This window comes from Lactobacillus sp. UMNPBX17 (assembly GCF_002553735.1).
Classification (GTDB): domain Bacteria; phylum Bacillota; class Bacilli; order Lactobacillales; family Lactobacillaceae; genus Lactobacillus; species Lactobacillus gallinarum.
Map to the genome: position 1 here is coordinate 20,583 of NZ_PCYT01000008.1, position 25,893 is coordinate 46,475.

20 protein-coding genes and 1 other RNA gene are annotated in these 25,893 nt (G+C 33.6%); 17 read left to right on the forward strand and 4 right to left on the reverse strand.

The genetic code is table 11. The features are described from left to right. Positions 1–12 precede the first annotated feature (12 nt). The 5 genes from CP368_RS02480 to nth all read left to right on the forward strand — a co-directional run bounded on the left by CP368_RS02480 (position 13) and on the right by nth (position 5,997). The gene (locus tag CP368_RS02480) at positions 13–2,796 is read left to right on the forward strand and encodes a helicase C-terminal domain-containing protein (protein WP_098043973.1); all 2,784 of its coding nucleotides are present in this window, start codon (positions 13–15) and stop codon (positions 2,794–2,796) included. Beyond that, complete coding sequence (locus tag CP368_RS02485; protein WP_098043980.1) at positions 2,796–3,293, forward strand: hypothetical protein; 498 nt, start codon at positions 2,796–2,798, stop codon at positions 3,291–3,293. Before CP368_RS02480 ends, CP368_RS02485 begins: the two co-directional genes overlap by 1 nt. 53 nt (positions 3,294–3,346) lie before the next feature. Continuing rightward, positions 3,347–4,645: an asparagine--tRNA ligase gene (gene asnS, locus CP368_RS02490; protein ID WP_098043974.1), complete on the forward strand. Its 1,299-nt coding sequence runs from the start codon at positions 3,347–3,349 to the stop codon at positions 4,643–4,645. Positions 4,646–4,730: 85 nt separating this feature from the next. After that, positions 4,731–5,375 carry a DnaD domain protein gene (locus CP368_RS02495; protein WP_025005665.1) on the forward strand — a complete coding sequence of 215 codons (645 nt, stop codon included), beginning with the start codon at positions 4,731–4,733 and terminating at the stop codon, positions 5,373–5,375. A gap of 1 nt (position 5,376) precedes the next feature. Then, the gene (nth, locus tag CP368_RS02500; RefSeq protein WP_056945515.1) at positions 5,377–5,997 is read left to right on the forward strand and encodes an endonuclease III; all 621 of its coding nucleotides are present in this window, start codon (positions 5,377–5,379) and stop codon (positions 5,995–5,997) included. Positions 5,998–6,178: 181 nt separating this feature from the next. On the opposite strand, the gene CP368_RS02505 is transcribed toward nth, so the two are convergent. Then, a complete protein-coding gene (locus CP368_RS02505) occupies positions 6,179–8,452 on the reverse strand; it encodes a PBP1A family penicillin-binding protein (protein ID WP_087235527.1) in 2,274 nt (757 codons plus the stop codon). A 2-nt stretch (positions 8,453–8,454) separates the two neighbouring features. Continuing rightward, complete coding sequence (gene recU, locus CP368_RS02510) at positions 8,455–9,081, reverse strand: Holliday junction resolvase RecU (protein WP_025005667.1); 627 nt, start codon at positions 9,079–9,081, stop codon at positions 8,455–8,457. A gap of 63 nt (positions 9,082–9,144) precedes the next feature. Here recU and CP368_RS02515 point away from each other — a divergent pair, with 63 nt between their 5' ends. The 10 genes from CP368_RS02515 (at position 9,145) to CP368_RS02565 (ending at position 20,796) form a co-directional block, all read left to right on the forward strand. After that, positions 9,145–9,714, forward strand: a complete 570-nt coding sequence (locus CP368_RS02515) for a DUF1273 domain-containing protein (RefSeq protein WP_087235528.1) — start codon at positions 9,145–9,147, stop codon at positions 9,712–9,714. 90 nt (positions 9,715–9,804) lie between these two features. Beyond that, entirely contained in the window at positions 9,805–10,212 is a 408-nt protein-coding gene (locus CP368_RS02520; protein ID WP_098043975.1) for a DivIVA domain-containing protein, read from the forward strand. A 26-nt stretch (positions 10,213–10,238) separates the two neighbouring features. After that, positions 10,239–10,608: RNase P RNA component class B (gene rnpB, locus CP368_RS02525), an RNA gene on the forward strand. Positions 10,609–10,675: 67 nt separating this feature from the next. Further along, entirely contained in the window at positions 10,676–11,800 is a 1,125-nt protein-coding gene (locus tag CP368_RS02530) for a class I SAM-dependent RNA methyltransferase (protein ID WP_025005670.1), read from the forward strand. A 3-nt stretch (positions 11,801–11,803) separates the two neighbouring features. Next, positions 11,804–13,036 (forward strand): metallophosphoesterase, encoded by a 1,233-nt coding sequence (locus CP368_RS02535; protein ID WP_098043976.1) that lies wholly within the window; start codon positions 11,804–11,806, stop codon positions 13,034–13,036. Positions 13,037–13,491: 455 nt separating this feature from the next. After that, on the forward strand, positions 13,492–15,168 hold the full coding sequence (locus tag CP368_RS02545) for a formate--tetrahydrofolate ligase (protein WP_025005673.1): 1,677 nt from the start codon (positions 13,492–13,494) through the stop codon (positions 15,166–15,168). 6 nt (positions 15,169–15,174) lie between these two features. Continuing rightward, positions 15,175–15,639 carry a signal peptidase II gene (gene lspA / locus CP368_RS02550; protein ID WP_025005674.1) on the forward strand — a complete coding sequence of 155 codons (465 nt, stop codon included), beginning with the start codon at positions 15,175–15,177 and terminating at the stop codon, positions 15,637–15,639. Continuing rightward, positions 15,632–16,543 (forward strand): RluA family pseudouridine synthase, encoded by a 912-nt coding sequence (locus CP368_RS02555; protein ID WP_098043977.1) that lies wholly within the window; start codon positions 15,632–15,634, stop codon positions 16,541–16,543. Before lspA ends, CP368_RS02555 begins: the two co-directional genes overlap by 8 nt. A gap of 2 nt (positions 16,544–16,545) precedes the next feature. Continuing rightward, the gene (locus CP368_RS02560) at positions 16,546–17,601 is read left to right on the forward strand and encodes a carbamoyl phosphate synthase small subunit (protein ID WP_098043978.1); all 1,056 of its coding nucleotides are present in this window, start codon (positions 16,546–16,548) and stop codon (positions 17,599–17,601) included. A gap of 3 nt (positions 17,602–17,604) precedes the next feature. Next, on the forward strand, positions 17,605–20,796 hold the full coding sequence (locus tag CP368_RS02565) for a carbamoyl phosphate synthase large subunit (protein ID WP_098045733.1): 3,192 nt from the start codon (positions 17,605–17,607) through the stop codon (positions 20,794–20,796). A 64-nt stretch (positions 20,797–20,860) separates the two neighbouring features. Here CP368_RS02565 and CP368_RS02570 read toward each other — a convergent pair whose 3' ends face one another. Continuing rightward, positions 20,861–22,555, reverse strand: coding sequence for an NFACT family protein (locus tag CP368_RS02570; protein WP_025005678.1), 1,695 nt, complete (start codon positions 22,553–22,555; stop codon positions 20,861–20,863). 294 nt (positions 22,556–22,849) lie between these two features. On the opposite strand from CP368_RS02570, the gene CP368_RS02575 reads away from it, so the two are divergent. Then, on the forward strand, positions 22,850–23,266 hold the full coding sequence (locus tag CP368_RS02575) for a MarR family transcriptional regulator (protein WP_087176357.1): 417 nt from the start codon (positions 22,850–22,852) through the stop codon (positions 23,264–23,266). A 73-nt stretch (positions 23,267–23,339) separates the two neighbouring features. Further along, positions 23,340–24,221: a DegV family protein gene (locus CP368_RS02580; RefSeq protein ID WP_098044371.1), complete on the forward strand. Its 882-nt coding sequence runs from the start codon at positions 23,340–23,342 to the stop codon at positions 24,219–24,221. 193 nt (positions 24,222–24,414) lie between these two features. On the opposite strand, the gene xerS is transcribed toward CP368_RS02580, so the two are convergent. Beyond that, positions 24,415–25,497 carry a tyrosine recombinase XerS gene (gene xerS / locus CP368_RS02585; RefSeq protein ID WP_087235533.1) on the reverse strand — a complete coding sequence of 361 codons (1,083 nt, stop codon included), beginning with the start codon at positions 25,495–25,497 and terminating at the stop codon, positions 24,415–24,417. Positions 25,498–25,893: the final 396 nt, after the last annotated feature.

A 25,893-nucleotide genomic window follows, 5' to 3' on the forward strand; every position in this document is an offset into this window, starting at 1 on the left:
AGAAGGAAAAAGATGGCAAAGATTTTTGCAAAAGATACCTTTGCTGTTGTTGACTTAGAAACTACAGGAACGCAGCGAGAAAAAGGCCATCATATTATTCAGTTCGGATGTGCAATTATCAAAAATATGAGGGTGGTTAAGACATATTCATTTATGATTAATCCTCATCGTGAAATTCCCCAGTCTGTAGTTAATCTGACTGGTATTCATAATGAAGATGTACAAGGGAAAGATGATTTCTCTGTTTATGCACCGAAGATAGTAGAGATTTTAAAAGATACGGTTTTCGTAGCGCATAATGTTGATTTCGATTTACCTTTTCTAAATTATGAATTAGTACAACATGGCTATGAGGCTTTGACTAATAAGGCAATTGATACAGTGGAATTAGCTAAGATTGCTTTTCCTATATTGCCTTCATATAAGTTGAGTGATCTAACTGCTCAACTTAAGATTAAACATCTTAATCCTCATAAGGCTGATTCAGATGCATACGGGACCGCCATTTTATTAATTAAAATTATTTATAAATTAGAGAGTCTTCCTCAGGCAACTTTGAATACGTTGAGCTCTTTATCAGCAAGTTTAATTAGAGATACATCTTGGGTAATTGCGACAATTGCAGATAATCTGCGTAAGCAAAAACGGCCACTGAGCTCAAGCTATATGCAGGTTCGCAATATTATTTTACAAAAACAGAATGATCAATTAGATCGTCATGGAGAGAATGCTCATTTTCCAAAAACTGATGATGAAAAGAAGAATTTGTTTAAAGGTAAATTGCATTTTCGTCGTGCTCAGGTAGATTTAATTAACCATTTACATCAATTTATTAATAATCCCGATAAACGAGCTATGATAATTGAAGCGCCTAATGGAACTGGAAAGACTTTCTCATATTTGTTTTCATATGCGTATCAACTTTATTCGGGTAGAAAACTAGTAGTAGCTACACCAACCAAGGTATTACAAGAGCAGATAATGGAGCATGAGATACCTCAGCTTTTAAAGGTTACTAAATTAGATTTAACAGCTGAGGTCGTTAAATCCAGCAGTCATTATTTAGATTTAGATGGGTTTGTACAAACGATTTTTCAAGGTACGCCGAATAAAGATACTCTTGTATTACAGATGCAGATCTTAGTTTGGCTTACGGAAACTAAAACTGGTGATCTAGATGAGCTAAATTTGACTAACTATAATGCTCCGTTGTTTGCACAGATTCAACACCCGGGGGATGCAAGAGTAGGTAGTCGTTTTGCTAGTGTAGATTTCTGGAATCTTGCACGAAAGCGCCAGGAAGAGGCTGATATATTAGTTACTAACCATGCTTATTTGGCTAATCATTATATGGACACTATTTGGGGGCAAAACCCATATTTAGTAGTTGATGAAGCACATCGCTTTACTGAAAGCGTTATTAGTTCACGTAATGATTCATTACGCTTTGAAGCTTTATGGGGCGTATTAAGTCATTTACGCAACCTGCTTTATTTTTCTAATGATGGTGTAGAAAATCAATTTAATGCTAATGTGCAACTCAACTTTTTATTAAAAAAGCTTGATCCACAGATTCTAGAATTGATTCAATGTATTAATGATTTACAAAAGGATTTATACGCTCAAAACGATAATGCAGTCAATAGGTCATTTTTGGCTAATGGAACTTTAGAATTAAGTTTTCAAGGAAAAGGCTTATTTAATAAAAATAGTCAATTTAAGCAATTATTATCTAAGTTCCAACAAAAATTAGAGGAAGTTAGAGAATTAACCAATCAGGTTTTGTTTGAACTTTATCATGAGCAAGAACAAATTCTGACCAATACTGAGACTCTGCTGAGTGAAATTACTGAACAAATTGATCGTTTAGATTATTATTCTGAAAAGAGTTATCAATTAGCAGATATATTATCTGATTCGCAAAATTTGGATCAAGATGGGTTTATATTGATGGTTACTAATCCGGATGATCCTTTAAGCACTAACTTAGATTGGCTGATGTTAGATGCTGAAGAAGTGCTTAATCAAATTTATAGTTGCTTTGACCATATTGCTTTTATCAGTGCTACATTAACCAGTAACCATAATTTTGATTATGCTGTTAACCAGCTGGCTTTAAAAAATATGGCTGTAGTTGAATACATAGGCAAAAGCACATTTAACATTAAGAAGCATTTGCAAGTAATCTCGGTTAATAACATGCCTAATCCAGATAGTGAAGCGTATGAAGATGATATTGAGCAAATTTTAATTAACGATCTTACAAATAAAAACCACGTCCTAGTGTTAATGACTAATCTAGAAAAAATTCGAACGGTATTCATGGCTATTATGAATTCCCCAGAATTAAAAGATTTCGAAATATTGGCCCAAGGAATATCGGGTTCTAATAATAGAATTGCAAAAAGATTTGTAATTGCTAAAAAAGCGATTATTATTGGTGCTGATAGTTTTTGGGAAGGAATCGATTTTCATGATTGTGGTATTGATACTGTATTTGCAGCACGATTGCCATTTGAATCCCCAGATCAGCCAGAAGTTCGTTTAAGACAGAAAAAACTAGAAGATCAAGGGATTAACGTCTTTGAAAAGGATAGCCTCCCTCGAGCTGTTATTAGATTCAGACAGGGAATGGGGCGCTTAATTCGTGGTGAAAAAGATCATGGACAATATATTATTTTGGATCCTAGATTATGGTCTAAAGAATATGGCAAGGCGTTCTTACAGGCAATTCCTGTTAAGGTAGAAAGAGTTACAAAAGAGAAATTAAAAGAATTAGAAAATAAGAAAAAATGATGATACAAGATGATACGAGACAAACGTTAAAATTTATATCATGGGTAATCGGGATTGTTATAATTGCTTTTGTGGCTAGCATTTTAATCTTTTATTATGCGGGGTCTCGCAGTCGAGGTAATGATCAAAAAATTGCAGAAATAGCCCGGACTAAAACTCCAATTAAGAATATTCAAAGCTACTATCATTTAGATAGAGGAACTAGTAGTTATGCTATTACTGGAACCGGGGAAAAAGGCAAACGCTATTATTTTGTTTATTTGCCTAACTCTAAAAAAGCATATTTATATCCAGCAAATAAAGGAGCATCTGAAACCTATATTAAAAATAAGTTTAAATCCTCTCATTCTGATGCTACAATTAATCATATTAATCTTGGTTGGTATAAAGGCCAAGCAGTTTGGGAAGTAGCCTATAAAAAGCATAATGATAATTTGGGCTATACAATATATGAATTTAAAGATGGAAATGATATTTCAGAAGTCGATAATTTATAGAAACTTTGGTATCATGGAACTGTATAATTGATAAAAAGGTGGACAGGAATTTTATGACAGAATTGATTTCAATTAAAGATTCTTCTAAACATGTTGACGAAGAAGTTAAGATGCATGTTTGGTTAACAGATAAAAGATCAAGCGGAAAAATTATTTTCTTGCAATTGCGTGATGGTACTGCATTCTTCCAAGGTGTAGTTCGTAAAAATGATGTAACAGATGAAGTATTTGAAGCTGCTAAATCACTTAGACAAGAATCAAGTTTTTATATCACTGGTACCGTACATGAAGATGCACGTTCTCACTTTGGCTACGAAATCCAAATTACTGATTTAAAGGTTGTTTCAAATAATGAAGGTTACCCTATTGGTAATAAGGAACATGGTGTTGATTTCTTGCTTGATCACCGTCACTTATGGTTAAGATCAAAGAAGCCATTTGCTATTATGCAAATTAGAAATACTATGTTTAAGGCTACTGTAGACTTCTTTGAAAAGGAAGGCTTCATTAAGTTTGATGCACCAATTTTCATGCACTCAGCTCCAGAAGGTACTACTCAATTATTCCACGTTGAATACTTTGACCATGATGCTTACTTATCACAATCTGGTCAATTATACGGTGAAGCTGGTGCTATGGCTTATGGCAAGATCTTTACTTTTGGTCCAACATTTAGAGCGGAAGAATCAAAGGGTCGCCGTCACATGACTGAATTCTGGATGATGGAACCCGAAATGGCTTGGATGCACCAAGATGAATCATTAGACTTACAAGAAAGATACTTAGCTTACATGGTTAAGCAAGTATTAGACAAGAATGAATACGAATTGAAGATTTTAGGTAGAGATCCTGAAAAGCTTCGTCCAACTACCGAAGGTAACTTTGTTCGTCTTCCATATGATGATGCTGTTAAGATGCTTCAAGAGGCAGGTCGTGACTTTAAGTGGGGCGATGACTTTGGTGCACCTGATGAAGGTTACATTTCTGAACAATATGACCGTCCAGTATTTATCGTAAACTACCCAACCTCAATTAAGCCATTCTACATGAAGAAGAATCCTGATAATCCAAAGGAATACTTATGTGCTGATGTTATTGCACCAGAAGGTTACGGTGAAATCTTTGGTGGATCAGAACGTGAAGGTAACTACGAAGTGTTGAAGCAACAAATTATTGATGCTGGTCTTAACCTTGAAGATTATCAATGGTACCTTGACTTACGTCAATTTGGTGGTGTTCCTCACTCAGGCTTCGGTATGGGCTTTGAACGTACTATTGCTTGGGTATGTCACCTTGACCATATTCGTGAAGCAATTCCATTCCCAAGATTGATTAACAGAATGCAACCTTAATAATTGCATCGACAATTATGAATATATAAACCGAAAGTTGGACTATTTATTAGTTCAACTTTTATTTTTGGAAAGGAAATCTGCCTTGCAATTTAATGATTATCGCGCTTTAGGTTTTACCACCTTACAAAATGGCTTAATTGCGTACTATTCTAAACTTAATATTAGTGATGCGGAGTTATTGTTAATTATTCAACTGGAAGCTTTTAGTCAGCGTGGAGAGTCGTTCCCCTCGAACGAAAAAATAGCGGCTAATACTAATTTGACGGTAGCAGATGTTGGCAATATTATTCAAAGACTAATTGATCGAGATTATTTAACTATTGAGCAAGTAAAAGATAATCAAGATAAAATTGGTAATAGATATAGCTTAAATAAATTGTATGATGCTATAGATCAATATATAGATCAGAATGTATTAATCAAAGATAAGAAGAGAGAAAAGACTGTATCCGTTGTAGATGATTTAGATAATAATCCGTTAAATTATCTTTCTCGTAAAGTTGAGGTAGAGTTTGGACGTTATCTGAGCCCAATTGAGAGGGAAGAGATCGCTCAATGGCTAAGTGTGGATCATTATACTCCTGAAGTGATAGAATTGGCTCTGAGAGAAGCTGTGTTGTCTCAGGCTTATTCTTTGAAATATATTGATCGAGTTTTACTTAATTGGCAGCGGCATAACTTAAAAACCGTTGATGAAATTGAGAGATTTTTAAAGAGGAACAGATAGGATGGCAGAAGATTTATTAAGCGATGATAAAGCACGTAGTGTTTTAAAAAGAATTTTAGCAATGTACCCTGATGCTAAAGGCGAATTGCAATGGGATAATACTTTTCATTTGTTGTGTGCAGTAATGATGAGTGCACAGACGACCGATAAAATGGTTAATCGGGTTATGCCTGATTTTATTAAAAAATTTCCTACTCCTGAAATTTTAGCCAATGCTCCAATTGAAGAGATTGAAAATACAATTAAGACTATTGGATTGTATCGCTCAAAGGCCAAACACTTAAAAGCTACTGCACAAATTTTAGTTGAAAAGTATAATAGTGAAATTCCTGAAGATAAGAAGACTTTGATGACGTTACCTGGAGTAGGAGAGAAAACTGCTAATGTAGTTTTAGCTGAAGGTTACGGAGTTCCAGCAATTGCGGTAGATACGCATGTATCAAGAATATCGAAGGTGTTTCATATTGTTGATCAAAAGGCAACACCACATGAAGTTGAACAACGGTTGGAATCAATTTTACCTAAGAATGAATGGATTAAAACGCATCATGCTATGATTCTATTTGGAAGATATACAATGCCAGCCAGAGCCAAAGGTGATCCATATTCATATTTGAATTAATTAAGATGAAAAAGGTTTATTTCTATTTGCAAAAATGCTTAGAGAAATAAACCTTTTTCATCTTAATAATATAATTATAGTGAGTTGTTACTAAATTTAAAATGCATAAAACAAAGTCTGCCTTCACTACGTTTCGGCAGACAAATAAAAAGAGTAGACACGCCAGTCTACTCTTAAACAATTAATCTTTATCAGAGTCATCATGATTTTGTTCATGATCTTCGTTATCTTCATTTCTTGTCGGCCTACTACTTTGAGTATGTGAAGCGGAAGATGATGATTGTTCACGACTACTTTGACTAGATTGAGATCTTTCAACTCTGCTTGATTGATGAGCAGTACCAGCTTCACTAGAAGAAGACTGAGTATTGTTTGTATTAACAGAATTGTTGGTCTCATTATTTGTATCAGTTTCTTCATCATCTTCATCGTAACTGGCCGCGCTATCACTGACACCAGCAGGGGCATGACCTCTAACATATAGTTGCCAAGTGCCGCCAGTTTTTGCACGAATGACAGATTTAGGCTGTTCCCAATTCAAGTTTGGTTTATTTCTCATTAAGTAAGACATCATGCTCTTATACATTAGTTGAGCTGATTGTTGTCCAATACCTGAAATAGTACCATCCTTTAAATTATCATAACCTGTCCATATACCAATTGTATAAGATCTAGTGTAACCAACAAACCAGGAGTCCTTAGGAGTTGAATTATAACCAGGGTATTTTGCTAAATCTTCATCAGAATATTTAACAGTACCAGTTTTACCAGCTTGATAAAGATCTGGAATCTTTGCATTAGTACCTGAACCATGTTTGATGACGCCTTTCAGCATATCAGTAATCATGTATGCTGTTGACTTCTTCATAACACGAACACCGTTAGAGTCATAATTTCTAGTTAAACCATCAGGTGTTTCAATTTTAGAGACAAATTGAGGCTTATGGTAAATGCCCATTGTTGCGAATGCACTGTAAGCACCTGTCATTTGCAAACTAGAGGCATTAGCACCAATAGCAACTGATAATCCGGAATTGGCTGGGACATTAACGCCCAATCGACGAGCAAAAGCAGAAGCACGTTTAACACCAACATCAGCTAATGTCTTAACAGCGGGAACATTACGTGATTGTTCCAAAGCTTTACGCATAGTCATCATGCCATCATATTTATTATCCCAATCATAGAGTTGGATATTAGTACCTGGGTAAACATATTTGCTATCGTCAAGCATCTTTGCAGTTGACCAATTCAAATATTGAATTGCAGGAGCGTAATCTAATACTGGCTTAATTGATGAACCTGTCGATCGTCCAGTTTGAACAGCACGATCTAAGCCTAATTGAACTGAAGGCAAGTGTCGACCACCTAAAATTGCTACAACATGACCATTATTAGGATCGATCACTGTAGCACCAATTTGCATTTTATTGTTTGTGAATGGGACAGAGCCATTATTTGCCAATTCATAGAGTTTGTTTTGAGCATTTTGATCAATATTAATAGTGATTTTCAAATTATCATTATAAGGATCAAAACCTTTGCTCTTAACTTCAGAAATAACTTCTTTGATGTATGGATCATCGATCTTTCGAATCTTCGATTCGTTATCTGCTCGACGCTTTTTTAGCCCCTTAGTAATTGGTTCATTAATTGCCTGGTTATACTCATCTTTAGTGATCTTTTCGTTTTGTAGCATAGTTTTTAAAACAATGTTACGACGATATTGGGCCTTTTGAGGATAAAGGTAAGGATCATAGGCAACGGGAGCATTAGGCATCCCTGCGATTAAAGCAGTTTGAGCTAAATCAAGCTTTTTCAGTGGCTTGCCATAGTAATAGTTAGCAGCAGTTCCCATACCATAATTTCCATAATTCATGAAGACTTTGTTAATATAGAATTCTAAAATTTGGTCTTTACTGAACTCATGTTGTACTTTAACTGCTAGCCAAGCTTCTTGAGCCTTTCTCTTTAAGGTACGTTGTGATGCTGCAGTAGAAAATACTGTTAACTTAACTAGTTGTTGAGTAATAGTAGAACCACCAGCAGCAATACTATTGCTTTTGGCATTAGTAAGCATAGAACCGACGATTCTAATTGGATCTACGCCAAGCTTATCTTTATAAAAACGCTTGTCTTCAACGGAAACTACGGCATCTTTTAATAATTGTGGTATATCTTTATTTTTTACGTAAATTCGTTTTTCAGAACCAAGTGACAACAAAAACTTACCATCATTATTATATAAACTAGACGTACCGCCACTTTGCAATTGATCTTGACTGATATTAGGTGCATCTTTTGCATAAAAAGCAAATAGCCCAATACCTGAAACAATCAATAGCAAAACTATTAGAAAAAACCATTTAATGATTTTGATACCTAAACTATTCTTAATCGACCTTCGTTTATGATAATTTCTACGTGATTCACGTTTCATATTATTTTCTGTCATGATTATCTTTCCCTATCTGCAATAAATTTATCAACTGCTTTTAAATAAGGTAGTGTAGGACGAAAACCGCTTTTGATTTCATAGGAATTGTCCACGATTTCTTTTAAAGTCATAGAACTTTTATCCTTTTCTCTCCAAGCATTAATTACAAAGCTAGCTGGAGTGACAAAATATCGTTCCAAACTAGCGAATCTAATAATTGTAAAGCAAATTCCTTTTTGCTTCAAACATGCGCTCAAATGAAAAATCTGGTGCTCATGAAAGTTCTTTAAAGGAAAGTTGGTTTTATTTCTGGTTTCTTTAGCTTCGAAATCAAGATAATATCCTTTATAAACGCCGTTATAGTCAGTAGTTGAAGCTTGTCTAAAATAAGCTTTACGAATAACAGCTTTAGAGCGTTTAGGATAATCAACCTTAACAATTTGAATGGGGGTAGGCTTCTTATGAACTACGGCGATACCCTCAGTCAAATAGTATTTATTAGATTCATTAATTTGTTGTTCAAGTGTCATTCCACGATCAGAAAAGTTAACGCCTTTCCGGTGAGTATATGGACGACGAGTACTATTTTCTTTCTTTTTAATAGGTTTTCTAAATGCAGCTAAACTGCCGCTTGGATATTTGACCATTGACTTCACTCCTGTTAGCATTATAGCAATAAAGACTAGATTTTTGAATATAGGGGGCTTTTAATGCAGCGTTTATGGGTAACTGGTTATCGTAGTTATGAATTAAATGTTTTTGGTGATAAAGACCCTAAAATTACTGTTATTAAGTACGCTTTAAGAAATTATTTTAAGAGTTTGCTTGAAGAGGACCAGTTGGACTGGATTATTACGGGAGCAAATTTAGGAATCGAGCAATGGGCGGCAGAAGTAGGACTAGAATTGGGTCAAAAGTTTCCTGTGCGAACTTCTATTATGATCCCGTATGAGAAGTTTGCTGATCGCTGGAATGAAAATAATCAGTCTAAGTTTTTAAACTTAAAAGAACGCGTCGACTTTTTTGCTTCAACTTCTAATCTACCTTATCAAAATTCGGTGCAATTACGTAATTATCAAAATTTTATGGTTCAACATACTGATAGAGCTTTGATGATTTATGACCCAGAGCATCCCGGCAAACCAAAATATGATTATAATTTAATTCAAAAGTACCAAGAAACTAAAGAATATCCATTAGATTTAATTGATTTTTATGATTTACAAGATGCAGCGGAAGAATATCAAGAGACTCATCGACAGAATTATTTCTCCGAATAATTTTAAAGTTTTATAAAAATGGAAATCTTGGTTTTACCTAGGCTATCTTTTTGCTAAAATAAAAATGAATGTAAAGGAGTTGTCAGTAGAATGGCAAATTTAAATGATATTAAACTATCTGCACAAGACATACTAAAAAAGCAATTTAGAAGTAAAGTAAAAGGTTATGATCCAGACGAAGTAGATGCTTATTTGGATGAAGTTATTTCAGATTATGAGAATTTTCAACAAATTATTGAAGATTTATATGGACAAATTGGCACACTTCAACGTCAAATAATGGACGAAAGACAAAAGGAAAAGAAGACAGTTGAAACAGAGAAGGAAGATAAAGTAAAAACTTACACCCCAACTCATAGAAGAACTGCCTCAGTTCCTAATTTTGCGGATGATAATCAGGGCGAAATTTCAACTAACATGGCCATTATTCAACGAATTTCAACTTTAGAAAGAAAAGTTTATAATCTTGAACAACATGTTTATGGTGTAAAGCATTAATTTTTGCTATAATGGTTAACGGTGTGGATCTTGAGTAGGCGCGGCTAGCTATATGCTAGCTGAGGAAAGTCCACGCACGCACAGGCTGCGATGCTTGTAGTGATCGTATTCAGCTCAATAAGCTGGAGAAGAGTTTTTAACTCTTACGGCGGAAAAAATGCTAAATCTTTAAGACATGCATGACTATCCTGAAAAGTGCCACAGTGACGAAGCAAAATTAGAAATGATTTTGGTGGAACGAGGTAAACCCTGCGAGCGTGAAACCCAAATTTGGTGGGGGAGTCTTGGTCTAAGAAAATGAACTAAAGACCAGGTTATTGTCTTTGACAATAAAGATAGATGACTACTGAAGGTGATTTTTGCCAGAATTACTGGAACAAAACGTGGCTTATAGAGATTCACATTGGCAGAGTTGGGCTTGAGTCCAGCTCTTTTTTTATTTTTAATTAACGAAAGAGAAATAATGAAAGAATATCAACTATACGCAACTATGGGCGCTGGTTTTGAAAGCGTTGTAAACAAAGAATTACAAAGTATGGGTTACAAGACCAAAGTCGAAAATGGACGTGTGTTTTTTAAGGGAACCCAAGAAGATATTGTAAAGACTAACTTGTGGTTAAGAACTGCAGATAGAATCAAAATCTTGTTAAAAGAATTTAGAGCAACCGATTTTGATACTCTATTTAATGAAGTTTATGATTACAACTGGGCAGATTTGTTGCCAGTAGATGCTAAGTTTCCTGTGCAAGGTCGTGCAGTCAAGTCGAAGCTTCACTCTGAACCAGATGTACAATCGATCGTAAAGAAAGCTATCGTCAATAAGATGATTGATCAATATCATAGACGTGGCTTCTTGCCAGAAACTGGTAGTGAATATCCATTGGATGTTCACATTTATAAAAATATTGCTCGTATTTCCTTGGATACTACTGGAGCAAGTCTTTTTAAGCGTGGATATAGAGTAGAACATGGTGGCGCACCATTAAAGGAAAACTTTGCGGCAGGTTTATTAAAATTGACCCCGTATAATGGAACGCATCCCCTGATTGATCCAATGACAGGTTCTGGTACTTTAGCAATTGAAGCGGCTTTAATTGCTAAAAATATTGCACCAGGAACATGGCGAAAATTTGCTTTTGATAATTTCGATTGGTTTAATCACGATTTACATAAATCTGCATTAGAAAAAGCTAAGGCAGAGGTCAAAACATTAGACGCTCCTATTTGGGCTAGTGATATTGATCAATCTGTACTTGAGGTTGCTAAGTTAAACGCTCATAATGCAGGGGTTTTACAAGATATTCGTTTTAAGCAAGTAGCGGTCAAAGACTTTACTACTGACTTAGAAAATGGAATTATTATTGCCAACCCGCCTTATGGTAAACGTCTTAAGGATCGAGAATCTGCTGAAGAATTATATAAGCAAATGGGTGAAGTTTTACGTCCACTAGACTCATTTAGTCAATATTATTTAACAGCTGATCCTAATTTTGAAAAATGTTTTGGAGCAAGGGCTACTAAGAAGCGTAAGCTGTTTAATGGTAATTTAAGAGTAGATTTCTATCAATATTGGGCAAACAGAAGATAAAAAATGATTACGAAGGATCTTAATACTGAATTTTGGGTAATTTCTGATACGCATTTGATTGCAAACAGTTTGCATGATGAAGGACAAGCTTTTTCACAAATGCAAAAAACTAGTCAAGGTAAGGACTTATATTATCAAGAGACTGCTCTAACAGCTTTTATGCGAATGGCACAAAGAAAAAAGCCTGCAGCAATTATTGTCACAGGCGATATTACTTTTAATGGTGAAAGAGTATCAGCTGAAAAATTTGCCGAAATCTTTCGACCATTAAAACATACGAAAGTATTAGTTATACCAGGAAATCACGATATTTTTGATGGTTGGGCTAGAGAATTTCGTGGTAAAAAGCAATTTTATGCAGGTGAAATTAGCCCAATGTTTTGGCGTTCAATTTTTGCTAAATCCTATCGTCAAGCAGTTGATACGGATGATAGTTCTTTGGCATATAGTGTGCAATTAAATCCACAATATTTTTTGATATTGGCAGATTCCAACTTATATGGTAAAGAAGAAACGACGGCTGCTCCGCATACGCGAGGAATGATCGGCAAATCCCAACTTAAATGGATTAAAAAACAGCTGCAGTATGCGGAGAAAAAGCAACTTCGTCCGATTTTATTTATGCATCATAATTTATATGCTCATAATCCTGCTGTAAATAAAGGATATGTGGTTGATGATGCAGTTGAATTAAGGCGGCTTTGCAGTCAATATAATGTTAAACTAGCTTTCAGTGGTCACATTCATGCTCAAAATATTATGGGTCCCCAAGAAACAACTCCTACAACTGAAGTAGTAACTTCAAGTTTTTGCTCTAATGATCAAGGATATGGGGTTGTGCGCGTTCATTCACGTCATATTACATATGTAAGACGTGATTTTGATATGACAAGATACCTGACAGACCAAGAAAAAGAAAATTATACCTTAGAACATTTTCATAAGTATTTAAAGAATCTACAATTAGGCAGTATCTCTGCGGATATGATGCAGAGTGAATTGAATAAATATCATGACGATATAGATTTAGTTCGAGCAATGGGTAAATTGTTTGGCTGGATGAATTATCACTTTTTCACTGGGCATAATCATATTAAGGCGAGTGAATTGAATAAAATTCATTCTTCAAAGGCCTATCAAGTGTTAATTAAACATCATCCTGAATATAGGCTATATTTAGAGACTCTGTATGACACCAGTGATCATAGTAATTTACAAGTAAAAATAAAATATTGATAAATAAAGAGAGTATGATTTATTTCGTACTCTCTTATTTTGATGGTTTTTGATACAATAAGAAAAGGAATAAATGATATGTAGGGTGTGATCTAAATTCTAAAATCTAAACGGCATTTTATATTTTTAGGAACAATTGGAGTAATTTATTACTCATGGCTTTTAATCGTTCTGTTGACAGCTTTTATTTTGGGTTATGAAGGAAATAAAGCAATTAATATTCCTGGAATGGTAGTCGGATTCATTTTTATTGTTTTGTTAGTGTATACATGGTTGTATTCATTTTTCGAAAATAGTAAAAATAAATATTTACTTAAATTGCCATACAGAACTCAAATTAAGGTAAGTAAACCAGTTTTAATTGCAAAATGGCGTATATTTGAAATTTATCGATTAAAAAGTGAATTTCAAAGCTATTCTGTTTTAGTTTTTTCAAGAAAGAAGAATAAGCATAGATGAAATCAGATATTGAAATTGCACAAGAAACTAAAGAGTTACCAATTAATGAAATTGCCGCAAAGGTTAATTTAAAAGAAGATGATCTAGAACCATATGGTTATGATAAGGCTAAGATCAATTGGCAAGCTATTAATCGCATTTCCCAAAACAAAAAATTAGGAAAGTTAATTTTAGTAACTTCTATCTCGCCAACACCAGCTGGAGAAGGAAAATCTACTATTACTATTGGTTTAGGTGATGCTATCAATAATCAATTGCATAAAAATACAATGATTGCTCTGCGTGAACCATCAATGGGTCCTGTTTTTGGACTTAAAGGTGGTGCAACCGGTGGTGGTATGGCACAAATTATTCCGATGGAAGACATTAATTTACACTTTACTGGTGATATGCACGCTTTAACTGCAGCGATTGATACATTAGCTGCATTAGTAGATAACTATATTTATCAGGATAATAGTTTAAATATTGATCCAGAACGAATTCTTTTGAAACGCGGTTTAGATGTTAATGATCGTGCTTTGAGAAATATTACAGTTGGGCAAGGCTCTAAGTTTAATGGCGTTGAGCATAAATCAAGTTTTGCAATCACTGTAGCCAATGAATTGATGGCTATTTTATGTTTAGCAACAGATATTGATGATTTGAAAGCTAGAATTGGTGATATGCTTGTTGGTTATACCAAAGATGATCAACCAGTTTATGTTAAACAACTCGGTTTTCAAGGTGCAATTGCTGCATTACTTTCTAATGCATTAAAGCCAAATTTAGTTCAAACGCTTGAGCATACTCCTGCACTAGTTCATGGTGGCCCGTTTGCAAATATTGCACATGGGGCTAACTCGGTTATTGCTACTAATCTTGCCCTACATTTAAGCGATTATGTTTTAACTGAGGCAGGCTTTGGTAGTGATCTCGGTGGTCAAAAGTTTATGGATTTTGTATCTAACCACTTGGACAAAAAGCCAGATGCAGCGGTTGTTGTTGCAACTGTTCGTGCGCTTAAATATCAAGCTTTAGGAAAGACCGACAATCTGGATGAAGAAAATCTTGCTGCTTTGAAGGCTGGATTTAAGAATTTAGAGCGTCATATGAATAATATGCGTTCATATAATGTGCCGGTGGTTGTGTTAATTAATCAATTTGCAACAGATACTGAGGCAGAACTTGATTTGCTTAAAAAGTTAGTTGAAGAACAAGATATTCCAGCTGAGGTAGTTACTTACCATGATGATGGCTCTAAAGGCGGAATTGAAGCTGCACAAACAGTAATTGATTTAGCCGATTCTGGTAAGGCTAAAGTAGTATCAACTTATGATGAAGATGACGATGTCAAAACCAAAATTGAAAAGGTAGCTACTAAAATTTATCATGCTAGCGGAGTGGAATATACAGAAAAGGCTGATAAACAAATTAATGAGCTAACCAAGTTAGGCAAGGAAAAGTTGCCAGTAATTATTGCTAAGACACAATATTCGTTTAGCGATGATAAGAAACAATTAGGTGCTCCAACTGATTTCAAGTTGCATGTGAAAGGAATCAGTTTGAAAAATGGAGCTCGTTTTATTGTTGTAACTACGGGACATGTATTGGATATGCCAGGCTTGCCTAAGCATCCTGCAGCTTTGGATATCGATGTTGATAATAATGGCAAGATTAGTGGGTTATTTTAATAAAAGATGCAATTTTTATATTTATTTATTTCATTATTTGTAGTTTTAGCAGATCAAGGATTAAAAAATTATATTGTAAGCAATTATACCGTTGGTGAAGTTCATCAGATTATTCCGGGAATTTTATCATTTAATTATTTACAAAATGATGGTGCAGCTTGGAATATTTTAACTGGTCAAATGTGGCTATTTTACGCTATCAGCGTTATTGCCATTGCAGTTTGTTTATATTTTTTGTTCAATAAAAAGTATAAAAATGCATTGTTTGACGTGGGATTAGCCTTAGTATTAGGTGGTATTATCGGTAATTTCATTGATCGACTTCATTTAAAGTATGTAGTTGATATGCTTCAACTTGATTTCATTAATTTTAACATCTTTAATATTGCTGATTCTGCTATTACCACTGGTGTGCTCATTATATTTATTTACTTAATTTTCTTTGCAGATAAGGATGATAAAAATGCCTAAAAAATATTTATTACAAGTTAAAGATGAGCACGGACGTTTAGATAAATTTATCTCAGAGCAAGTACCTGATTTGTCTAGAACTAGAGTAAAAGAATTAGTTAAAGAAAAAGAAATCCTAGTTAATCAAAAAGCAGAGAAAGTATCTTATAAAATTCAAGCAGGCGACAAAATTGAAATTAATGTTCCAGCGGTAAAACCAATGGATGTTGTTCCAGAAAATATTCCACTTGATATTGTTTATGAAGATGACGATGTAATTGTAGTAAATAAACCACAGGGCATGGTGGTGCATCCCGCACCAGGACATCTTGATCATACTTTGGTGAATGCACTTCTTTATCACACAAAAGATTTGGCACAATCTCCCGAAGGTTTTAGACCTGGGATTGTACATCGAATTGATAAGGATACTTCAGGTTTGTTGATGATTGCTAAGAATGCTCAAGCAAGAGAATCACTTGAAGATCAGTTAGCTCATAAGACAAACAAAAGAATATATTGGGCCATTGTTCATGGTAATTTTAGTGAAGAAAATGGTGTCATTGATGCTCCAATTGGCCGCAATCCATATGATCGCAAGAAGATGGCAGTGGTAGAAAATGGTAAAAAAGCTATTACACATTTTAAGGTACTCAAACAATTCAAAGGCTATAGTTTAATTCAATGTCAACTCGAGACAGGACGAACTCATCAAATCAGAGTACATTTAGATTATATTGGACATGCAGTTGCGGGAGATCCATTATATGGTCCACGCAAAACTTTAAAAGGGAACGGCCAGTTTTTGCATGCTAAAGTTTTAGGCTTTAAACATCCCCGGACAGGAGAATGGCTAGAATTCGCTGTTGAACCACCTAAGATATTTCAGGATATGTTAGCCCAATTAGAAAAAGCAAGTGAATAAAAATGAAACGTTATTTGATATTAGAAGATGGCAGCTCTTTTGCTGGTGAAGGTATTGGCGCAAGTATTATTTCCACCGGAGAATTAGCAATTCAAACTACTAATTTTGGCTATCAAGAAGCATTAACTGATCCTACTAATGCTGGAAAAATTCTAGTTTTCACATCGCCAATGATCGGCAATAATGGGATCAATGCAATTGACTATGAAAGTATTGATCCTACTGTTAAGGGAATAATTGCTAATGATATTGCTTTGAATATTTCTGATAGTGAAAATTTTGAAGATTTTAGTTCGTTTTTAAAAGAAAAAAAGATACCTGCCATTTTTAAGGTAGACACCCGTGCGCTTGTTCATCGTTTGATGGAAGAAGGAACTATTAAGGCCTCAATCATGGATACTAATGATGAACACGCTTTTGATCAAATTAAAGCATTAGTTCTGCCTAAAAATAAATCGGCAATGGTTTCAACTAAAAATGCTTATGCATCCCCAAATGTAGGTAAAACAGTTGCAGTTTTAGATTTAGGATTAAAGCACTCTATGCTCAGAGCTTTGTCTCTTAGAAAAGTAAACACAACCGTTTTACCTTATAATGTTAGTCCGCTGGATGTTGAGAACTTACGTCCTGAAGGAATCATTATTTCAAATGGACCAGGTAAACCGGAGGAAATAGTTGATAAAATTGCTCCGATTTTAGATCATTTTTATGGCAAATATCCAATCTTAGGAATTGGATTAGGTTTCTTAGTGTTAAGTGATTATTTAGACTTTGAATTGGTTCAGTTACCTCAGGAATTCAATGGAATTAATTATCCAGTAATTGAGCAAAATACTAATGCAATTTGGCAGACTTCAATGAATATTGATCAATTAGTATTACCTGATAGCGTAAAAATGAATATGAATCGTGAATATTTTGATCTTCATAGTGAATTAAATGCAGGATTTTGGAATATCAAAGACAAGATAGTAGCAACCGCTTTTAATCCAGAGGGAGCCCCAGGATCCCATGATGCAGATGAAATTTTCGATTATTTTTTACAAATGATGGAGTAAATTATGCCGTTAGAAAATGATTTAGATAAAGTATTAATTATCGGATCAGGTCCTACTTTGATTGGTAGCGTAGCTGAGATGGACTTAATGGCTACAGAAGCTATTGATGCCTTAACCGAAGAAGGAATACAAGTTATATTGGTTAATCCTAATCCAGCAACTATCTCCACGGATAAAAAGTCCAATGTTACCGTATATCTAGAGCCGATGACATTAGATTTTCTTAAGCGAATTTTACGTATGGAAGAACCAGATGCGATTATTACTGCGTACGGTTCAACTAATGGATTAAAAGTTGCTCATAAATTATTGCAAGATGGAATTTTAGAGCAAATGGGCATTCAGTTGCTAACTTTGAATTCTCGTATCTTGCAGATGGGTAATCAGCAAAAAAGAACAGAGCTTTTAAATAAATTAGGAATTGATACTAGTGAGTCTTGGGAATTAAATCAAAATGCTCAAGACAATATGAATGGTGCTATGGATAATTTACTTTCCAAAGTTACTTTTCCAGTATTAGTTACTAAGTATAATCGTTATGTTCATAATGAACATTTACGATTTAAGACTAAAGAAGCTTTAGTGACCTATTTTAAAGAAGAAAGACAAACTGATAATTTTACATGGAAAAATTATCGATTAACGGAGGATCTTTCAGCTTGGGAAGAAGTTATTGTTGATGTAATACGTGATAAGGATGGCAATTTAGTATTTACTAATTTTGCTGGTTCGATAGAGCCAGTGGGAATAAATTCTGGTGATTCAGCTATAGTAATGCCGTCTTTAACTTTAAATAATGATCATATTCAAGAATTGAGAGAATCAGTTAGACGAATTGTAGATAATTTGGAAATTGTTGGTTTTACTAGTTTTCATTTTGCTATTAAACATCATGGCACCCAAATTAAGTCAAAATTATTGACGATCCGTCCTCGTTTAACTCGTAGTTCTGTTTGGGCTCAACGAATTGGCATGTATGATGTGGGTTATGTAGTAAGTAAAGTAGCTATTGGTTATCGACTAAATGAAATAACCGATCCATTATCAGGATTAAATACTTCTATTGAACCTACTTTAGATGCAATAGCGATTAAAATACCTTATTGGTCATTTACTGGTTCAGGTTATAACCATTATCAGTTGAATAATCGAATGCAAGCCAGTGGCGAAGCAATGGGCGTAGGACGTAATTTTGAAACAGCGTTTTTGAAAGGTTTAGATGCAACTACTAATCTTGACTTGGGCTGGGCTGCTTTTGTAGAAGAGAGCCGGAAAACATATGAAGAAATAATTGAAGATCTTAAGCATCCCGATGAATTACATCTAATTAAATTACTAGCAGCTATTAAAGAAAATATTCCTTTTAGTGAATTACAAGAAATTACAGGCCTTCATCCAATTTATTATCAAAAGCTTCTTCATATTGTCACAATCATTAATAAACTAGTGCAAAATAAGGAGCATTTAACTTTAGATTTAGTAAGAGAAGCTAAAGATTACGGCTTTTTTAATCCATTGCTTGCTAAGGTATTAAATATTTCTGTAGAGGAAGTACGATCATTAATTAGTAAATATAATTTAGAACCATCATTTTTAAAGATAGACGGTTCGGCTGGAGTTTATCGGCCTAATGTGTGTGCTTACTATGGCGCATATGATGTTCAAAATGAAGCTAAAGATTTAGCGGCAGATAAAAAGATATTAATTTTAGGTATGTTGCCTTTACAAGTATCTGTGACTAGTGAATTTGACTATATGATTGCTCATGCAGCAAAGACTTTACATAATAATGGCTATGTTACAGTTTTGCTTTCAAATAATGATGAATCTGTTTCTTCTAGATATAAGGATATCGATCGAGTATATTTTGAATCAATTACATTAGAAAATATTTTAACTATTGCTAAAAGAGAAAATATTAAAGATGTACTTTTACAATTTTCAGGTAAAAGAGTAAGTGCATTAAGTAAGCAATTGGAAGAAAATGGTCTTCATATAATAGGTCAATGGGAGACTAAAGATCCTCGTGATATGATTACGGAATTATTAAATCATCCCCTGACCGATTTAAAACGAGTACCATCTCTGAAAACTACAAATCCTAATGCTGTATTTGAATTTGTTGATCAATATGATTTTCCAATTTTAATTGGGGGCATGAATAAAGAGAATAAATTAAAATCCGCTGTAGTTTATGATATTCCAGCAATTAAAAGATATTTAGCTGAAAATCAGGTAGATCAAATCACCGTGTCTCAGTTTATTGAAGGGAATAAGTATGAAGTAACAGCTATTTCGGATGGTAAGAATGTCACTTTACCTGGTATTATTGAACATTTAGAGCAAACAGGTTCACATGCATCAGATTCAATAGCGGTTATTAAACCTCAAAATTTATCATTAGAACAACAAAAAAAGATTGAACAACAATCGATTAAATTGATAAAAGTATTACAAACAAGAGGAATCTTTAACTTACATTATTTGTTGGTAAATGATGAATTATATTTATTACAAATTAAGCCATATGCAGGTCATAACGTAGCGTTTTTGTCTAAGTCTTTGAATAAAGATATTACTGCCTGCGCTACGGAAGTCTTGATAGGTCATAACCTTCAAGATTTGGGCTATCCCAATGGACTATGGCATACAAGTAACTTTATTCATATTAAAATGCCAGTATTTTCTTTCCTTAATTATAGTAGTGGCAATACATTTGATTCTAATATGAAATCATCTGGTTCAGTAATGGGGCGAGATACTCATTTAGCTAAGGCATTATACAAAGGATACGAAGCTAGTGATTTACACATCCCTAGTTATGGGACAATTTTTATTTCAGTTAGAGATGAAGATAAAAATCGAGTGACAGAATTGGCTCGTCGATTTGATAGATTGGGCTTTAAGTTAATTGCAACCGAAGGAACTGCGAATATGTTTGCGGAAGCTGGGATTACTACAGGAGTTGTAGAAAAAGTCCATAATAATCCTCGCAATTTACTAGAAAAAATCCGACAACATAAAATTGTAATGGTAGTAAATATTACTAATCTTTCTGATGCGGCTAGTGAAGATGCATTACGAATAAGAGATGAGGCTTTGTATACTCATATTCCGGTATTTTCAAGTATTGAAACCGCTGAATTAATTTTAGATGTATTAGAATCACTAGCGTTAACTACACAACCAATTTAAAATAAAAAAGCTAAGTTTATTCAAATAACTTAGCTTTCGCAATAAGCATGTTTAAGAGGCATGCTTATTTTTTATTGACTTTCATTGCCATAATTTCTTTCTCTACTGGAGTGACTTCAATAGAGTTTTGACCAGTATAAATTACAAATCCGGGTTTAGCACCATTAGGCTTTTTAACACGTTTGTCTTGTACATAATCTACTTGAACATGGGCAGAGTCTTTGCCCTTAGAAAAGAATGCTGCGATTTCAGCTGCTTCTTTAATATCGTCTTCAGATGGTTGATCATCTCGTAAAATCACGTGAGATCCTGGCATATTTTTAACATGGAACCAGTAATCAGATTTGTTAGCCTTTTTTAAAGTTAACCAATCATTTTGATAATTGTTTTTACCAACTAAAACATGTTTACCAGAAGAAAGTTTAAATTCATTCAGATTACGTTCTGTAATTTTATTTTTTCGTTTATTCTTCTTTTGTTTTCGAATATATCCTTGATTGATTAACTCATCATTAATTTGATCAATATCCTGCGGATCCGCATTATCGATAGCAGTTTGAATAGAATCAAAATAGCGCAAATTTTCTTCGGCTATTTTGATTTGCTGATTAACATGTTTAATGGAATCGCGCAATTTTTTATATCGAGTAAAATATTTTTGAGCATTGCGTGCTGGTGAAAGGGCAGGGTCTAATTTTATTGCAATAGGTGCATTGTTTTCATAGTAGTTAGGCAGGGAAACTGTAGTCATTCCTGGCTTCACTTGATTTAAATTTGCGTTTAAAATTTCACCCTTAATACGATATCCTTCTGAGTTTTCAGCAAGATCGAGTTGTTTCTTTAATTTCTTGATTTTCTTGCTTAGCTTTTTTTGCTCATTCTTAACCACGCGTTCTACTTGACTAGCGCGTTGTTTTACCCAATCACGATTAGCTTGATATTCATAAAATTCATCAAGTCCTTTGTTAAGGTCAGGATTAGAGCTTTCCTTTTCAAGATCTAGATGATAAGGCAAATAACAAAAGATTTTTCTCTTATTATTAGGAGTCTTTAAAACAAATGCGCGTGGATTGTCGAACTGATTGAAAAACGTTTTAAAGGAAGAATAGCTGTATTCATCTTCTAAGTACCCCAATAGTTCACTTCGATCATCTTTATCTAAACCATCCATTTGCTTAGCTAAACTTTTAGCATCATTTTCATTGCTAAGTTGTTTAAATTCAGTTTCAGACAAAGTTAATCCATTTATTCCTGGCTTCAATGGAGGTAACTCATATTTTGCTTTTGGTAATAAAATACGAGCTCTATTTTCATCAGGATTAATTCTCTTTAATAAGTCGATGATATGATTATCTTTTTGATTGTAGAGAATCACGTTACTGTGACGACCCATTAATTCTACGGAAAGAACTAATTCGATTTCATCACCCAATTCATTGCGATTACTAAAATGGAAATTAGTAATTCGATCTAAACCTACTTGATCAATAGATTGTAAAACAGAGCCCTCTAAGTATTTACGTAATACCATTACAAAAATAGGAGCTTTATCAGGGTTGTTAATTGTTTGTTCAGTTAAATACATCCTTGGATATTGTGCATTAGCTGAAATTAAAAATTGGTAGTTTTTTCGATTTTTTCTAAAGATTAAAACTAAGTCTTGATCAAAGGGTTGGTAAATTTTTGATAAACGACTTCCTACTAGAGTAGGGGTTAAATCTTGTAATAAACTATGGATAAATGATCCATCAAATGCCATAATACATCACCTCAAAATACGTTTAATATTATAACAATAAAATTCAATATTCTAAAATTATTAGAGTTATCAACTATAAGCTAAAAATAATACACATTAATAATTAGGTAAAACTAATATAAATACAAAATGACATATTAAAGTTATAATTAACATTAGTATTAAAGTTTTAATATTTAATGTTTCACACAACACTATATATCTAATATAGTTTGGAAACGGTATTATCAAATAGATTATTAAATGATAAAATACAGTTATAGTAATCTAATTTGGAGAAAAAGGACTTTGTATATGGATGTATTATTTTTTAGCACTGTTGCAGATCAAATAAAAAAAGAAATAAATCACAAGTGTGGCCTGAATATTTCACAAACTAGAATTTTGCTTTTTTTTGATGACACAAATAATAAAGCTTTAGCCATGGGGAAATTAGCTAAAGCACTTAATATTTCTTTATCTACCTTAAGTCGTCAGCTTCAACAAAAAAAGACAAAGAGCCTTATAGAAATTACACGATCTGAAAAAGATTCAAGTAAGATTGTGAAATTAAGTTTAGAAGGTATAAAGAAAGCAGAAGAACTAAAGAATACACTTAGTAAAATTGAAAGTCTTCTTTTTATATCTTTGGATTCTGATGCTTCTAGTCTGTTTGTTAAGCAACTTTACGAAATTGCACAAGCTTCTTCCTCATTAAACGACTTGCAATAGGTGTGTAATTAATGGTTTTATGCTATAATTCTTCTGTATTATATAATTAAAGAAATTGGGAAGGGGAAATAAATTGAAAATCGCATTAGTTACTGACAGTACTAGTGTCTTAACTGAACAAGAAGTTAAGGACAATAATATTAATGTGGTTCCGATTCCCGTCATCGTTGGCGACAAGGAATACTTAGAAGGAGTTAATATTACTTCTGCGCAACTTTTTGAACTACAAAAGCAAGGCGCAGCTTTTCCTAAGACTTCACAACCAAGCATGGGTCAAATGATTGAATTATGCAATAAGCTTCATGGAGAAGGCTATGAGGCTATCATTGCTATTACTTTATCGAGTGGTATTTCTGGATTTTATCAAAACATGGTAAACATGGCTCATAATAATCCGGAATATAATCTATATCCTTATGATTCTAAAATGACCGTAAGATTACAAGGTTATTTGGTATTAGCTGCTGCTAGAATGATTAAGAATGGCATGGAACCAGAAGCTATTTTAAAGAAACTGGACGAAATTCGAAAGACAATCGATGAATATTTTGTAGTTGATGATCTTAAGAATTTAAGCAGAGGCGGTCGTTTAAGCAACGCAGGTGCGTTTATTGGTACTATGCTGCAAATAAAACCATTATTAACATTTAATGATGATGGTAAAATTGTTGCTTTTGATAAAATCAGATCTTTAAAGCGTGCTGTTGCCAAGGTTAAGAAACTTACTTTAGAAAAAACTGCAGAATTACCTTATAAGGATAGATTACGTTTATTCGTATTTCATTCTAATGACCTCAAACAAGCAGAAGACATAAAAGAGTTTATTAATACTAACTTCCCAGATAAGCCGGTGGATGTGGCTGAATTCAGTCCTGTAATTGCTACACACTTAGGTGAAAAGTCTATTGCGATTGCATGGATGATAGACATTGATAAATTAGATTTAACTAAATAATAAAAGAGGCGCTGTTAAACTAAAAAACAGTGTCTTTTTTATTATTTAATATTAATAGTAAAATTGTTATAGTTGCAGTTATGGATATAATAATAAATTTACTATTATTTATGGAGCAATCAGCAATAACACTTTTGTTATTGCTGAACATATTAAAAACAGCACCATTTTTATATAGTTTGGTGCTGTTTTATTATTTAGTTTCATTTAAATTTTGATGATCATTAGAAATTGCATCTAATGCTGCTCGCTGCTTCTTTTGATCTACGTGAGTATATAAATCTGTGGCAGTTGTTCCTTTTTGACCTAATTGCTGTGCTACTAAAACTTGATCTTTAGTAACAGCATACAATTCAGAAGCTAATGTATGGCGCAATTTATGAGGGGTAAGAGGATGACCAAAGCTGGCTGAATATTTGCTAACCATTTTTTCAATTGCATTAGTAGTCATGCGTTTTGTTTTATTGTGCCATCTTGTTAGAAAGAAAGCCGTTTGCTTAGAATCGGCCATATAACGCTCAGTTCGGATTTTTTTATAATTTTTAATATAGTTTAGAGTCCATTCAGCAATAGGGACACTATCCTTTTGTCCGCCTTTACGCGTGACATCTAAAACTGCGTCCTTTATATTCAAATCTTGCATATCTACGCCAGCACACTCAGAAACTCGAATTCCTGTCCCTAAAATTAAAGCAATAATGGCCATATCTCTTTCTTTATTCATCTTGAAACCAGGTTTAGCTTGCTTATTGCATTTATTTTCATAGTCATGATTAATAAATTTAAGAAATTCGAATTTGAGGTTTCCAGTGTACATGTGTGATTCTAAAACGTGAGCACGATAATTTAATGTTTTAGTATCATTTAAAGACTCAATTTTGAGCATTACGTTGCGCTCAAAATAGGGCTCACCATTATTATTATCTGATGTAATGGTCAAAAATTTAAATAAAGAGCGTAGGGCATTAATAGAACGATTAATAGTAGTGGGGGAGTTCAAGTGTCCTTGCTTATTCTTAGTGTGGCCTAAGTTATCAATGTACAACATGATATCATTTCGCCGTAAATTTGCTAAAGTATCTGGTAAGATATGTTGATTATCTTTTGCAGTAGAGATGCCTTCTTGACGTAACCAATTAAAAAAACGACGTATCTCGGTTAAATATTGATAGGTGGTTGTTAATGAGTGATTAGTACCTAAATTATATTGTTTAACAAAGTCTGGCATATTATCTAGTTCAGTTTTAATTAAGCTAAGATACTTAGTAGATTCCATATTTTCTCCTTACTCGAACAAGTGTTTAAATAATTGTATCATAGAAAAAGGCAATAAAAAACACCTATCTTTGGAGATAGGTGAATATTAAAAATCCCAGCTTTAATTACTTTTCCCAACTCAAACGATAATATCTATAGTATTATTGTAAAAAATTGTTCATAAGTATTTAAAGAATGGAATAAACCACGTCACTATAACTGGAATACTAGCAACGCCGGTAGCAACCCTTCAGCATTCCAGTTATAGTAACTTTGATTATGTTTATCTATATAATATAGGCATTTAACATCAAGCTAAACAATCTGTATTATTAGACGGTGTTGTTTGTATGGTACAACTTACCTTTCAAGTATTTATTTTAAGATGATTAAATCTAATGATCAAGTCTTAAAC

Coding starts and splice junctions, on each gene's coding strand:
- asnS (WP_098043974.1), top strand. CDS start 3,347: ATGACAGAATTGATTTCAATTAAAGATTCTTCTAAACATGTTGACGAA.
- recU (WP_025005667.1), bottom strand. CDS start 9,081: ATGGTCAAATATCCAAGCGGCAGTTTAGCTGCATTTAGAAAACCTATT.
- CP368_RS02535 (WP_098043976.1), top strand. CDS start 11,804: ATGATTACGAAGGATCTTAATACTGAATTTTGGGTAATTTCTGATACG.
- CP368_RS02480 (WP_098043973.1), top strand. CDS start 13: ATGGCAAAGATTTTTGCAAAAGATACCTTTGCTGTTGTTGACTTAGAA.
- nth (WP_056945515.1), top strand. CDS start 5,377: ATGGCAGAAGATTTATTAAGCGATGATAAAGCACGTAGTGTTTTAAAA.
- CP368_RS02485 (WP_098043980.1), top strand. CDS start 2,796: ATGATACAAGATGATACGAGACAAACGTTAAAATTTATATCATGGGTA.
- CP368_RS02505 (WP_087235527.1), bottom strand. CDS start 8,452: ATGACAGAAAATAATATGAAACGTGAATCACGTAGAAATTATCATAAA.
- lspA (WP_025005674.1), top strand. CDS start 15,175: ATGCAATTTTTATATTTATTTATTTCATTATTTGTAGTTTTAGCAGAT.
- CP368_RS02570 (WP_025005678.1), bottom strand. CDS start 22,555: ATGGCATTTGATGGATCATTTATCCATAGTTTATTACAAGATTTAACC.
- xerS (WP_087235533.1), bottom strand. CDS start 25,497: ATGGAATCTACTAAGTATCTTAGCTTAATTAAAACTGAACTAGATAAT.
- CP368_RS02575 (WP_087176357.1), top strand. CDS start 22,850: ATGGATGTATTATTTTTTAGCACTGTTGCAGATCAAATAAAAAAAGAA.
- CP368_RS02565 (WP_098045733.1), top strand. CDS start 17,605: ATGCCGTTAGAAAATGATTTAGATAAAGTATTAATTATCGGATCAGGT.
- CP368_RS02560 (WP_098043978.1), top strand. CDS start 16,546: ATGAAACGTTATTTGATATTAGAAGATGGCAGCTCTTTTGCTGGTGAA.
- CP368_RS02555 (WP_098043977.1), top strand. CDS start 15,632: ATGCCTAAAAAATATTTATTACAAGTTAAAGATGAGCACGGACGTTTA.
- CP368_RS02520 (WP_098043975.1), top strand. CDS start 9,805: ATGGCAAATTTAAATGATATTAAACTATCTGCACAAGACATACTAAAA.
- CP368_RS02515 (WP_087235528.1), top strand. CDS start 9,145: ATGCAGCGTTTATGGGTAACTGGTTATCGTAGTTATGAATTAAATGTT.
- CP368_RS02530 (WP_025005670.1), top strand. CDS start 10,676: ATGAAAGAATATCAACTATACGCAACTATGGGCGCTGGTTTTGAAAGC.
- CP368_RS02545 (WP_025005673.1), top strand. CDS start 13,492: ATGAAATCAGATATTGAAATTGCACAAGAAACTAAAGAGTTACCAATT.